This window comes from Deltaproteobacteria bacterium, from assembly GCA_026388545.1.
In the GTDB taxonomy this organism is placed as follows: domain Bacteria; phylum Desulfobacterota; class Syntrophia; order Syntrophales; family UBA2185; genus JAPLJS01.
The window spans coordinates 20,625-33,223 of the sequence record JAPLJS010000018.1; the positions used below are offsets into that span (position 1 = coordinate 20,625).

The 12,599-nt window shown below is 47.0% G+C and carries 11 protein-coding genes; 9 read left to right on the plus strand and 2 right to left on the minus strand.

The genetic code is table 11. The features are described from left to right. The first annotated feature begins 2 nt into the window (after positions 1–2). From atpA to NTW12_01325, 4 genes are read left to right on the plus strand one after another with little or no spacing between them, the layout of a single operon-like run. Positions 3–1,517 carry a F0F1 ATP synthase subunit alpha gene (gene atpA, locus NTW12_01310; GenBank protein ID MCX5844988.1) on the plus strand — a complete coding sequence of 505 codons (1,515 nt, stop codon included), beginning with the start codon at positions 3–5 and terminating at the stop codon, positions 1,515–1,517. 53 nt (positions 1,518–1,570) lie between these two features. Then, entirely contained in the window at positions 1,571–2,446 is an 876-nt protein-coding gene (gene atpG / locus NTW12_01315) for an ATP synthase F1 subunit gamma (GenBank protein MCX5844989.1), read from the plus strand. A 34-nt stretch (positions 2,447–2,480) separates the two neighbouring features. After that, positions 2,481–3,887 (plus strand): F0F1 ATP synthase subunit beta, encoded by a 1,407-nt coding sequence (atpD, locus tag NTW12_01320; protein MCX5844990.1) that lies wholly within the window; start codon positions 2,481–2,483, stop codon positions 3,885–3,887. A gap of 19 nt (positions 3,888–3,906) precedes the next feature. Next, positions 3,907–4,314 carry a F0F1 ATP synthase subunit epsilon gene (locus NTW12_01325; GenBank protein MCX5844991.1) on the plus strand — a complete coding sequence of 136 codons (408 nt, stop codon included), beginning with the start codon at positions 3,907–3,909 and terminating at the stop codon, positions 4,312–4,314. Between the two features lie 96 nt (positions 4,315–4,410). Here NTW12_01325 and greA read toward each other — a convergent pair whose 3' ends face one another. Next, on the minus strand, positions 4,411–4,893 hold the full coding sequence (greA, locus tag NTW12_01330; protein ID MCX5844992.1) for a transcription elongation factor GreA: 483 nt from the start codon (positions 4,891–4,893) through the stop codon (positions 4,411–4,413). A 204-nt stretch (positions 4,894–5,097) separates the two neighbouring features. On the opposite strand from greA, the gene moaA reads away from it, so the two are divergent. From moaA to amrS, 3 genes are read left to right on the plus strand one after another with little or no spacing between them, the layout of a single operon-like run. Further along, complete coding sequence (gene moaA, locus NTW12_01335) at positions 5,098–6,102, plus strand: GTP 3',8-cyclase MoaA (GenBank protein ID MCX5844993.1); 1,005 nt, start codon at positions 5,098–5,100, stop codon at positions 6,100–6,102. A 20-nt stretch (positions 6,103–6,122) separates the two neighbouring features. Then, positions 6,123–6,896 (plus strand): class I SAM-dependent methyltransferase, encoded by a 774-nt coding sequence (locus NTW12_01340; GenBank protein MCX5844994.1) that lies wholly within the window; start codon positions 6,123–6,125, stop codon positions 6,894–6,896. Further along, positions 6,893–7,903 (plus strand): AmmeMemoRadiSam system radical SAM enzyme, encoded by a 1,011-nt coding sequence (gene amrS, locus NTW12_01345; GenBank protein MCX5844995.1) that lies wholly within the window; start codon positions 6,893–6,895, stop codon positions 7,901–7,903. Before NTW12_01340 ends, amrS begins: the two co-directional genes overlap by 4 nt. Before the next feature lie 53 nt (positions 7,904–7,956). Here amrS and NTW12_01350 read toward each other — a convergent pair whose 3' ends face one another. Then, the gene (locus NTW12_01350; GenBank protein MCX5844996.1) at positions 7,957–8,208 is read right to left on the minus strand and encodes a DUF2007 domain-containing protein; all 252 of its coding nucleotides are present in this window, start codon (positions 8,206–8,208) and stop codon (positions 7,957–7,959) included. Between the two features lie 299 nt (positions 8,209–8,507). On the opposite strand from NTW12_01350, the gene smc reads away from it, so the two are divergent. Together smc and NTW12_01360 are read left to right on the plus strand one after the other, a co-directional pair. Then, positions 8,508–12,071 carry a chromosome segregation protein SMC gene (gene smc, locus NTW12_01355; GenBank protein ID MCX5844997.1) on the plus strand — a complete coding sequence of 1,188 codons (3,564 nt, stop codon included), beginning with the start codon at positions 8,508–8,510 and terminating at the stop codon, positions 12,069–12,071. An 88-nt stretch (positions 12,072–12,159) separates the two neighbouring features. After that, on the plus strand, positions 12,160–12,599 hold a 440-nt coding region (locus NTW12_01360; GenBank protein MCX5844998.1), incomplete at its 3' end, for a signal recognition particle receptor subunit alpha.

The following is a 12,599-nucleotide window of genomic DNA, read 5'->3' on the forward strand; positions in this document are numbered from 1 at the left end:
GCATGGAGAAAATCAGGGCAGAAGAAATAAGTGAAATCATCTCCAAACAGATTAGAGACTATGAGAAGAAACTGGACATAAGTGAAGTCGGAACAGTCCTGTCAGTGGGAGATGGTATTGCCAGGGTTTATGGCGTGGAAAATGCGATGGCCATGGAATTGTTGGAGTTCCCGGGTGGAATACTCGGCATGGTTCTCAATTTGGAATCCGACAATGTGGGTGTTGCCATTTTAGGAGAAGTTACCCATATCAAAGAAGGGGATATTGTAAAAAGAACGGGCAGGATCGCCCAGGTCCCTGTGGGAGAGGCGGTACTTGGCCGTGTCATTGATGGAACCGGCGCACCGATTGATGGCAAAGGTCCCATAGAGACAACCGAGTTTAGGAGAATAGAGATGATTGCCCCTGGCGTCGTTCAACGCCAGCCAGTCAACACGCCCATGTACACCGGCATCAAAGCGATCGACGCCATGACGCCAATCGGACGGGGTCAGAGAGAGCTTATTATTGGCGACAGGCAGATCGGGAAAACCGCGATTTGTGTAGACGCCATCATCAGACAGAAGGACACCGGCGTAAAGTGTATTTATGTTGCCATCGGCCAGAAGAAATCAACGGTGGCCCAGGTGGTGGAAAACCTGCGGAAGCATGGCGCCATGCCTTATACCTGTGTCATTGCGGCATGCGCCAGTGACCCGGCAACGCTTCAGTACATCGCGGCATACTCCGGGTGCAGTATCGGCGAATATTTCCGGGACAGGAAGCAGGATGCCCTGATCATCTACGATGACCTCTCCAAACAGGCGGTGGCTTACCGGCAGATTTCATTGCTTTTGAGAAGACCCCCCGGTCGAGAAGCCTTCCCGGGAGATATTTTCTACAACCACTCTCGATTGTTGGAACGCGCCGCTCGTGTGAGCGATGACCTCGGAGGCGGATCCCTTACGGCCCTTCCCATTATTGAGACCCAGGCAGGCGACGTATCCGCTTACATCCCGACAAACGTTATTTCCATCACAGACGGTCAGGTGTATCTCGAACCGAGTTTATTCTTTTCCGGTGTTCGGCCGGCGATCAATGTTGGTCTGTCGGTTTCGCGAGTCGGAGGCGCAGCCCAGGTAAAGGCAATGAAACAGGTGGCGGGGAGACTGAAACTTGAGCTTGCCCAGTTCCGTGAACTGGCAGCCTTTGCCCAGTTCGGAAGCGACTTGGACAAGGGAACACAGGCGCAGTTGGAACGAGGTGCGCGTCTGGTCGAAATCCTGAAACAGCCCCAGTTCGAGCCAAGGTCTCTGTCACAACAGGTTGCCATCCTGTTTGCCGGTACAAGGGGTTTCCTTGACAAATACCCAGTCGAGAAGCTGAAGGAGTATGAGCCGCAGCTCCTGAGTTTTATTGGAAGCAAGTACCCCGAGATCAACCGCGAGATTGATGAGAAAAAGGAGATCAGCCCGGACCTCGATAAGAAGATTAGTTCGGCATTGACGGAGTTTGATTCCGTGTTCGTCACCGGGTAAGGAATTGAGCGCATTCTGATAAATAGATCACATACTTAAAGAAGGAAGAATTAATGGCCGCACTAAAGGACATTAGAAGAAAAATAGTTGGAGTAAAAAAAACAAAGCAGATCACCAGAGCCATGAATATGGTGGCCGCCTCGAAACTGAAAGCTGCACAGTCGAGGATGGAAAATTTCCGTCCCTATGCGATGAAATTCATGGAGGTACTCAGCAGCCTGGCGCTCCGTGTTGATGCCAGCAATAGCCCCCTCCTGGCAGTCAGAGAACCGAAAAAAATCAGGGTAATCTGTATGACTTCGGACAGAGGTCTCTGCGGAGGTTTCAATACCAACCTGATTAAAGCAACAGAAAGATTCATTCGGGACAAGGCCAAGGAAGGTAAAGAGATAGAATTGATTGCCGTAGGGAGGAAAGGTAGAGATTATTTCAGAAAAAAAGCGAAGCTAAACAAAGAGTTTCCCGATGTTTTTGGAAAATTCGATATAACCCTTGCTGTAAAAATATCCGATGAAATCATACCCTCCTTCGAACGGGAGGAATATGATGAATTGTATGTTATATACAATGAATTCAGGAATATAGCAGTACAAAGGCCTTCAGTCGTGAGGCTATTCCCCTTGCCCCCGATCGGGAAGGACGAAGATGTGGATCCCAACTCCAGAATTGATTACATTTATGAACCTTCCGATGAGGTTTTATTGGATAAGCTATTAACCATGTATGTACACGTTCTGGTCTTCAGAGCACTCTTAGAGACGTCCGCCGGAGAAAACGGCGCACGAATGGTCTCGATGGACAACGCAACAAAGAATTGCGAGGAAATGATCCAGAGCCTTACGTTAAAAATGAACAAAGCACGACAGTCTGCCATTACAGCTGAGCTGATGGATATTGTCGGCGGCACCGAGGCCCTGGCAAAAAGTTAAAAAAAGTTAAGCATTATACATTAAGGAGACAGGTATGAATATAGGAACGGTTGTGCAGGTAATAGGACCGGTAGTCGACGTGGCGTTTGATGAAGGAAAGCTCCCAGAGATCTTAAACGCTATCGCTATCACCAACCCCACGATTGATGAAACGGAAGATAATCTGATCATTGAGGTTGCCCAGCATCTGGGTGACAACGTTGTCAGATGCATCGCCATGGACATCACCGATGGTCTTGTCAGGGGTATGAAGGCGAAGGATCTAGGCACACCTATAATGGCCCCCGTTGGTCCGGAATGTCTGGGCAGGATTCTGAACGTTGTCGGCAGGCCAGTCGACGGTCTGGGACCCGTGGTGGCAAAAAATTACTCACCGATCCACCGGGCAGCACCGGCATTTATTGAACAGGATACATCTGTTCACGTTCTGGAAACAGGTGTCAAGGTTATCGATCTTCTCGTTCCCTTCCCCAGAGGTGGAAAGATGGGAATGTTCGGAGGGGCAGGCGTCGGTAAAACCGTTGTCATGATGGAGATGATCAACAACATCGCTATGCACCACGGTGGTATTTCCGTATTTGCAGGCGTCGGTGAAAGAACACGAGAGGGAAATGACCTCTACCTGGAAATGAAGCAATCGGGCGTCATCAAGCAGGCCGCCTTGATTTACGGCCAGATGACGGAACCCCCCGGAGCAAGGGCGAGGGTTGCCCTCACGGCTCTGACGGCAGCAGAGTACTTTAGAGACGTAGAAGGACAGGATGTTCTCCTCTTCGTAGACAATATATTCCGGTTTACTCAGGCCGGTTCAGAGGTTTCGGCTCTCCTTGGACGAATGCCTTCAGCCGTCGGTTACCAACCGACACTGGCGACAGACCTGGGCGCGCTGCAGGAACGCATTACTTCCACTACGAAAGGCTCTATTACCGCCGTCCAGTGCGTATACGTGCCCGCAGACGACCTTACAGACCCGGCTCCCGCAACGACCTTCGCGCATCTTGACGGAACGGTCGTTTTGTCGAGACCTCTCACGGAACTCGGTATTTATCCCGCCGTGGATCCCCTTGATTCGACATCCCGCATTCTTGATCCCATGGTCATAGGCCAGGAACATTATCAGGTTGCCCGGCAGGTACAGGTTACCTTGCAGAAATATAAGGACCTCCAGGACATTATCGCTATTTTAGGTATGGATGAGCTTTCGGAAGATGATAAATTAACCGTGAGCAGGGCAAGGAAAGTCCAGAGATTCTTGTCACAGCCCTTCTTCGTTGCTGCTCAGTTTACCGGCAGGGAAGGGCAATTCGTCTCCGTTGCTGAAACAGTAAGAGGTTTCAAGGAAATTCTTGAAGGAAAGCATGATGATCTGCCCGAACAGGCTTTCTACATGGTCGGCGGGATAGATATGGTTGTAGAGGCAGCGAGGAAACTGTCAGAGTAATGAGGCCGGAGGAATCACCATGGCTGATGAATTGATGTTGGAAATAGTCACACCTGAAAAATTAGCGTTCAGCGGTAAAGTGGAAGATGTAACGATACCCGGTACGGAGGGTGAATTCGGTGTGTTGAGAGGGCATGCGGCGCTTCTCAGCTCAGTCGACATCGGGGAGTTGAATTTCACCAAGGAAAATAAGAAAACGTTCTATGCATTGAATACGGGCTATGCTGAAGTTACAGGCGATAAAGTTACAATCCTGGTAGAAACCGCGGAAAGGTCGGATTTGATCGACAAGGAAAGGGCAAAAAGGGCAAAGGAAAACGCGGAAGGAAAACTAGCCAAGTTGTCCAAGGACGATGTGGAATTCGAAACCATCAGGATAGCCCTGGCCAGAGCCATCATGAGGATCAATGTAGCGGAGAAGTCGTAAGGACGCAAATAACTACTTGTGCAGGAAAGCCAAGGGTTGAGAAATGAAGATCCATTTCGAACTCTTGGCTTTTTTAGTTTCTATAATGTCCTGTTTTTACTTCTTCCCGGCAACACTGATGTCAACAATTTTAAATTCCCGCACGCCTCCCGGTGTTTTAACACTGACTTCGTCACCAATGCTTTTCCCAATCAACGCCTTTCCTATGGGTGAGGTCACCGAGATTGTATTCTCATTTATATCCGACTCAAACGGACCCACAAGCTGATAGGTAATTCCCGTTCCCGTGTTTATATCTTCGAGGGTAACCGTTGATCCAAAAAATACTTTCTCGCTTGTTAAACCATCAAGGTTTACAATATATGACGTGGCAAGATTATTTTCGAGTTCCTGAATCCTTCCCTGTAAAAAAGATTGCCTTTCCTTGGCGGCAGCATATTCCGCATTCTCGCTTATATCCCCGTGTGCCCTTGCCGTTTCAATATCCCGTATATTTCCCGGTACGGAAGCCGTTTTTATATACTCCAGTTCCTTCTTTAATTTTTCAAATCCCGCCTTCGTAATAGGCATTTTTTTCATATATTCTCCCTGGGACGGTGTGCTCATATGCACCCGACACTAACACAGCCAATGAAACAGAAGTTGACTTCTAATAGAGAAATCGGCCGGTGTCAAGGAAGATTTATCACGCATGGGTATCGGTTCTGCGAATGTCTTGCCATGTTTTTATAAGTATGTTACAGGATTGATCCTTCAGACAAAAAGTATGAAATTGTGAGAAAAATGACAGGCCCGATGCTTGATAGATATAATAGAGAAATCAATTATCTGAGAGTTTCCATCACAGACAGGTGCAACCTTCGGTGTATCTACTGCATGCCTAAGGAGGGAATATCTCAGCTCGGACATGATGATATCCTGAAGTTTGAAGAAATATCACGGATCGTTCGTATTGCTGTGAGTATGGGAATCAGCAAGATCAGGATAACGGGCGGCGAGCCTCTGGTAAGACGCGGTGTCGTTGATTTTATTTCTTCACTGTCAGGAACAGTTGGTCTTAGTGACATCAGCCTGACAACCAACGGGATACTTCTGGAGGCATTTGCAGCAAAACTATTCGCTGCGGGAGTAAAAAGAGTCAACATCAGCCTTGATTCCCTCAACGCCGAGAAGTACACCCTCATTACCAGGGGGGGAGACTTAAGCGCAGTGCTCTCGGGAATCGATGAAGTTCACAGGATCGGTTTTTCACCGATCAAGATTAATATTGTGGCAATAAAAGGATTTAACGACGATGAGATACTGGATTTCGCAAAACTCAGCATTGACAAACCGTATCAGATCAGATTCATCGAGTTTATGGAATTGGGCCATGCCGCCCTCGATCATAGCAACCAGTATCTATCCAACACTCATATCAGGGAAATAATCAACAATAATTACCCTCTCGAACCTGTAAACAGTGAAAGGCATAAAGGTGACGGCCCGGCGAAGATTTACAGGATTGCAGACGGCGCCGGAGAAATCGGTTTTATAAGCCCGCTAAGTCATAAATTCTGCAATGAATGCAACAGACTTCGGCTTACAGCGGACGGTCATCTCAGAGTGTGCCTGCTTTCAGACGAAGAGGTCGATTTGAAAGGTCCCCTGCGTGATGGCTGCAGTGATGCGGATCTGATTGATCTCATAATAAGGGCAATAGTAAAAAAGCCCATACGGCACTATATCTCCTGTGATGAAGGCCATAGAAAGAAATGTATGACAGACATGTCTTCAATTGGTGGTTGACGTGATATCGAGGGTTCCTGATGATTTTCAACACTGAGGAGATCGCCAGATCGTACGATGACTGGCTTAACACACCTGCCGGCCGCTATATTGACGGGAGGGAAAAAAGCCTGATTCTTGACCTTACCGCACCCAGGGTGGGTGAAAAAGTCCTTGACGTGGGGTGCGGAACGGGCGAACACCTCCTCCTTTTCATGAAAAAAGGATGCGATATCACGGGTGTTGATCCATCACCCTCTATGTTGGATATTGCTAAACAAAAGTTAGGAAACCGTGCGGATCTTTACATGGGCAAGGCTGAAGACCTTCCTTTTTCCGATAATGAGTTCGATATCGTTACCATGATCAGCTCCCTCGAATTCATAGAGGACCCCCAGAAGGCGATCTGTGAAGCCATCAGGGTATGCCGGGGAAGGGTCTTTTTGGGGGGAATGAATAAGTTATCCGTAGCAGGAACCCACTGGAAGTATCAGAGACTCGGATCTCCATCCATTTATAAAAGCGCCCGTTTCTTCCATATCGGTAAGTTATACGGCATGGTCAGGAACCAGCTTCAAGGGGTCCGTATCCAGTGGGGGAGCGTGATTTTCCTGCCCTATCGTTGGTATACATTTGCGACCGGAATTGAAGAGGCGATCCCCATCATGAAAAATCCGTTCGGCGCCTTTTTGGGTATGTCATTTCCTGTAACCTTCACCTACAGGGCACTCCAGGATGTTATCAGGGAACCATTCAAGATTGAGGGACAAAGCAGACAGCCGGCGCACGGAATCACGAGGGGAATAAGGAAATGACGCGAGAGGCAATGCTCTATGAAAAAACGGAAAATAACCAGGTAAGATGTAACCTCTGCGCTCACCGGTGCAGAATTAAACCGGATGAACGGGGCATTTGCGGTGTCAGGGAAAATAGAAGCGGGATGCTTGAAAGCCTGGTCTACGGAAAGGTTATCGCGGAAAATGTAGACCCTGTCGAAAAGAAGCCCCTCTTTCATGTATATCCGGGATCAAAGTCGTTTTCCATTGCAACGGTCGGATGTAATTTTCGCTGCATATTCTGTCAGAACCATGACATCTCCCAGATGCCGCGGGAAACCGGGAGCATCGCGGGAAGGGATGTATCCCCCTCCTCTATTGTAGAGAGGGCTCTTACGTCAGGATCAAAAACCATTTCATACACCTACACAGAGCCAACGATCTTTTTTGAATTTGCTTATGATATTGCGAGCATTGCCACCGGAAAGGGACTGAAAAATGTCTTTGTAACAAACGGATTCATGACAGAAGAGGCGATCGAGACGATATCACCATACCTTCACGCGGCAAATGTGGACCTGAAATCGTTCAGCGATGATTTCTACAGAAAAAGATGCGGGGCACGCCTCCAGCCTGTTCTTGACAGTCTGAAAAAGATGAAAGCGCTGGGTATCTGGGTGGAGGTGACCACTCTTTTGATCCCGACCTTAAATGACAGCGACGATGAACTTCGGCAGATCGCCGGTTTCATATTTTCCCTGGGCGCTGAAACCCCCTGGCATATAAGCCGTTTTCATCCCCGGTACCAGATGCAAAACCTGCCCCCCACCGCGGTTGCCTCCATTGGCAGGGCCGCCGAAATCGGTAAGGCAAGCGGTTTGAAATACGTATACAGCGGCAATGTTCCGGGAAATGAGGGAGAGGATACACTATGCTCACAATGCGGGGAACATCTCATCGACCGCTACGGCTTCTCCATCGAAAGGATTAATCTCAAAGGAACGCATTGCCCCCGGTGCGGAACCGCTCTTGACGGAATAGTGTAAAATAACTTTCAAAAGAATTTTTTTTGGTGTTTACAGATGATATCCCCTATTTATCAAGATCCCTCCCAGTCCATATCTTTATCGTCATACGTTCGTGACAGGACTTCACGGGCCTTCTCCAAATGGCTCACAGGAACCAGAATCGCCACTGCACCAAGGCCATTTATCGTGATTGCGTAAATGGCTCCTACGGCCTCGTATTTCAGTCTGGCGGGGATACCTTCCGTCTGCAGTCTTCCCATAACAATATTCGCATTGGTCATGCCCGATGCCGTAGAGGCTACTTCCCACTTTTCTTCATCCATGATTATATCCTGTTTGGTTCTTCTGCAATTTAGTTGTAAAAAGGATTCAAGGATTCGAGGGTTCAAGTGTTTGAACCATTCACTTGAATCCTTGACCCCCTGACCCCTTGAATCCTGAAGATATATTATATAACATATTTATTGATATCCCAAAAGCATCATTCAATGAGACAGGCACTTATTGATACTATATATTGTGGTCAAATATTCCAGGATACATTTAGTTGTATTTTTTCTTTACAATGGACATTTCTTCTGTTAGTATTTATGCAATTTAATTTCCACCGGATAGCAAAGAGATGAGACTTAAGAGACTGGAAATAGCCGGGTTTAAATCTTTCCGGGATAAGGTTGTCCTCGATTTTTCGAAAGGGATATCCGCCGTCGTTGGTCCTAACGGATGCGGCAAGAGTAATATCGTTGATGCGATCCGCTGGGTCATGGGGGAGCAGAGGGTTAAAACGCTGCGCGGGAAAAAGATGGACGATGTCATCTTCCACGGAGCTGAAAATGCGGCGCCTGTCGGTATGGCCGAAGTATCGATGATCTTAGACTGTAACGGTCTGCAATTTCCCGGGGCATACGCCGAATGCAGTGAAGTTATGATTTCGAGGAAACTATTCCGTGAAGGCGAAAGCGAATATACCATCAACAAGGCGCCCTGCAGGCTGATCGATGTCAGAGACTTCTTTATGAGTACGGGAACCGGGGTCAGAACATACTCTCTCGTTGAACAGAACAGCGTTGCCGGTCTTGTTGAAGCAAAACCTGAAGAGAGAAGACAGTTTATTGAAGACGCCGCGGGCATCTCAAAATATAAAACCAGGAAAGAGTCAGCCTCCCGGAAAATGGAAGCAACACGGCAAAATATAGTCCGCCTGGATGATATTATCAGGGAGGTAAAATCTCAGCTCAATGCAGTATCACGACAGGCCAAAAAGGCTGAACAGTACAAAGCATTAAAGAAGGAAATCAAAGAGGCTGAATTAACTCTGGCGCTTCAAACTTACGCGGATTTATCCGGAAAGAAGGAAGCTCTGGAAATAGCGCGTGGCGCCCTTAATAAAAGGGAACTGGAAGTAAAAACAAAACTGCAAGAATTCGAGGCTTCGATCGAAGAGTTAAAAGCGGAGGTACTCCATAGTGAGGAGTCCGTTTCAGAATACCAAGAGAAGCTCTATGACAATAGAAACTCGATCAACATCAAGGAACAGGGAATTGAATATTGTAAGGGCAAAATAAAAGATATAGCCTCACAAAAACTGAAAAATACATCAGAGATAGATTTGCTCCGCGTCAGGCAGGAAAATTTGGGTAAAGAGATGGAAACTCTTGCCGCAATGGCAGGCAAATCGGATGATAAGATTAATACTATCAGAAACAATGTCCTGTCAAATCAGACGAAGGTCGAAGAACTCAAGACAATGGCCAAATCCGTTCACATGGAACTTGAGGAAAAGAAGGTCGAGTTCATCGATATTGTTACGGAGAAAGCGAAAGCGAAGAACACCCTGACCAGCCTTACAAAGGGAATTGAGGATATCGGAAAAAGAAAAGAGAGGGACATCAGGGAAATAAATGAAAACAGGGAAAGACTCTCTGCTGCCGGTAAAAATCTCAATCATTTGAAGTCGGGGTTAACAAGGGACGAGGAAACACTCGACCATCTCAGGGAAAGGGAAAAGCTTATCTCCCAGGAGCATGCACAAGCGAAATATGATCTGCAGCTGCTTGACGAAAACATCTCAGAAAAAAAGGAGGAAACGGGAGGGAAATCATCACGGCTTTCATCCTTAAAGGAACTGCAGGAAAGCTATGCCTGGTGCAGCGAAGGCACGAAGTCCATTATGAAAGAGAAGGTCGATCGCCTCGATACGCTGCCGCGCGAAACCTTTCTGGGACTCGTGGCAGATATTCTCGACGTCCCCGAAGAACACGAAACGGCTGTTGAGGCTGTCCTGGGGGAAAAACTCCAGTATGTAGTAGTTAAAAGTCAGAGAGACGGCGTGAAGGCCATCGACTACCTGAAAAATTCTTCTTCAGGGAGGGGAAGTTTTGTTCCCCTTGAGGTCAGGAATCACCTCCTCGGTTATGAGGCAGACCATCTCAAGGAAGCGGTCAGGCTCATTGATAGGGTCGATGTTCATCAGGGCTTTGAAAAAATAGCCGATTACCTGCTGGGGGATGTCTTATTGATACCGAATCTCGTAAGCGGCATTTCGCTCTGGGAGCGAAACGGTTTCAGAGGTACTTTTGTTACATCCGAAGGAGATATCATAAACCCGCATGGAGTATTAACAGGAGGAAGCAGAACGAACGGCGAAAAAAGCCTCCTCCGTAATAAGCGAGAAATCACCGAGCTGGAAGAAGAGGTAAATCAGTTACAAGCTTTGCTTGAGGAGGAAACGAAAAAGAAAAAGGCAACGGCATCTCTTATCCTGCAATGGGAAGAAGAATTACTTCAAATAAAATCTGAAATCCGTGATCTTGAACTCCAGGTCAAAGGCAAGCAAAAAGATGTGGAGAGGTTTGAGGCTGAGAGAAAAGGGATCGAGCAGAGAATAAAAATACTCGATTTCAGTTGTGAGAATCTGCAGTCGGAAGAAGCAAGTATTTTAGAGAAGATAATAACTATCAAGGAAGATATCGCATCCTGCGAAACGAGCGAAGAAATGGTCAACGATGCTATCTCTTCCCTCCAGGAAAAGTGGGAGGCGTTAAAAGCTGAAGCAGAAGAGCAGGAAGGACGTCTCACCAAAGAAAAAGTCCTTCTGGCATCCCTTGAAGAAAAGAGCAATGCCGACCGTAAAACGATAGCAAGACTGGAAACCGACAGGGAAAACACCTCCCGTGAAATCGATGTCAGAATCAGGGAGCTAAAGCTCAGTGATCATGAATTCGAGATCATAACCAATCAAATATCGGCTGAACAGGAACTCCTCGAACACCTGTACTCGGATCATGAGAACGTTGAAAGTACCCTCTCGGAAGCAAGGGCTTCACAGCAGGAAAGGGAATCTTTATTAAGAAACCGGGAGACGGAACTCAGGGAGGTAAAAAAATCCCTCGACCAGGTCGTTAAGGAATCCAATGATCTGGAGATGGCATATCGGGAGTTCTCTTTCCAGATGGATAGCTTAACGAAAGGCATTCAGGGAAAATACTATGTGGATTTGGAAGCCTTAGTCCCCTGTTTTCAACGACTCGATGAACCGGACATACAGGAACTCAGTGTCAAACTCGATAAAGACAGACAATCTGCCGAAAATTTTGGTGAAGTGAATCTGCTTGCGCTCAGTGAATATGAGCAGCTAAAAGAACGCTTTGACTTCCTTACGGGCCAGGTTTCAGATCTTAATGCCTCCATGGATGCACTCCAGAGGACAATAACAAAAATTAATAACGAATCCCGAAAAAGGTTCGCAGAGACATTTGAGGCAGTGAATCGGTGTTTCAAGGAAGTGTTCGCCAGAATGTTCCCGGGCGGCAGAGGTGAACTGCGCCTTACGGATGATGAAGACATGCTGGAAACGGGTGTGGACATCGACATTCAGATTCCCGGAAAGCGGGCTCAGAGTATCAGTCTGTTGTCGGGTGGTGAAAAGTCCCTCGCTGCCATTGCCCTCATTTTTGCCATTCTGCTCTATCGACCCGTCCCCTTTCTGGTCTTAGATGAGGTAGACGCCGCGCTTGACGATGCAAATATATCTCTGTTTAATAACCTCGTTAAGGACCTCTCGTCAAATTCCCAGATAATCATGGTTACCCACAACAAAAGGACCATGGAAGTTTCCGAATATCTTTTTGGCATCACCATGCAAAAACAGGGCATTTCAACCATGGTCTCCGTGGCTCTTAACTGATTCCCCGCAATCATTATTACATCCTTTACATCTCCCTATAAAAATGGTTATAAAAAGACGGAATCAAACAATAAAATGGATGTAGAAATTGGCAAATGATACTGAAAACAGAGGATTTTTTGACAAATTAAAGTCAGGCCTTGCCAAAACAAGGAAATTCCTCGTAAAAAATATTGACGACATCCTTCTGGGGGACAGGGTCATTGACCAGAAGCTCTTTGAAGAACTGGAGGAAACCCTGATAACGTCTGATGTTGGTCCTGCTTTTACCTATGAGCTGATTGAAAAAATGAAAGAACAGGTAAAAAGAAAAGAACTCGGAGACCCGGAACTTCTCAGAAAAATTCTGCGGGATACCATCACGGATACTCTAAGAAAAAGTGAAGCGCCCCTTTCTATCCCACAGAATGAACTTTTTACCATTATGGTAGTAGGTGTCAACGGGACAGGCAAGACCACAACCATAGGAAAACTTGCGCGCAATCTGAAAAATAGCGGGCTGTCTGTAATGCTCGTCGCAGCCGACAC

What these genes read in the sequence shown, in the direction of transcription:
- amrS (MCX5844995.1), top strand. Translation starts at nt 6,893, where the DNA reads ATGACGCGAGAGGCAATGCTCTATGAAAAAACGGAAAATAACCAGGTA.
- NTW12_01325 (MCX5844991.1), top strand. Translation starts at nt 3,907, where the DNA reads ATGGCTGATGAATTGATGTTGGAAATAGTCACACCTGAAAAATTAGCG.
- atpD (MCX5844990.1), top strand. Translation starts at nt 2,481, where the DNA reads ATGAATATAGGAACGGTTGTGCAGGTAATAGGACCGGTAGTCGACGTG.
- NTW12_01350 (MCX5844996.1), bottom strand. Translation starts at nt 8,208, where the DNA reads ATGGATGAAGAAAAGTGGGAAGTAGCCTCTACGGCATCGGGCATGACC.
- greA (MCX5844992.1), bottom strand. Translation starts at nt 4,893, where the DNA reads ATGAAAAAAATGCCTATTACGAAGGCGGGATTTGAAAAATTAAAGAAG.
- moaA (MCX5844993.1), top strand. Translation starts at nt 5,098, where the DNA reads ATGACAGGCCCGATGCTTGATAGATATAATAGAGAAATCAATTATCTG.
- atpA (MCX5844988.1), top strand. Translation starts at nt 3, where the DNA reads ATGGAGAAAATCAGGGCAGAAGAAATAAGTGAAATCATCTCCAAACAG.
- smc (MCX5844997.1), top strand. Translation starts at nt 8,508, where the DNA reads ATGAGACTTAAGAGACTGGAAATAGCCGGGTTTAAATCTTTCCGGGAT.
- NTW12_01340 (MCX5844994.1), top strand. Translation starts at nt 6,123, where the DNA reads ATGATTTTCAACACTGAGGAGATCGCCAGATCGTACGATGACTGGCTT.
- atpG (MCX5844989.1), top strand. Translation starts at nt 1,571, where the DNA reads ATGGCCGCACTAAAGGACATTAGAAGAAAAATAGTTGGAGTAAAAAAA.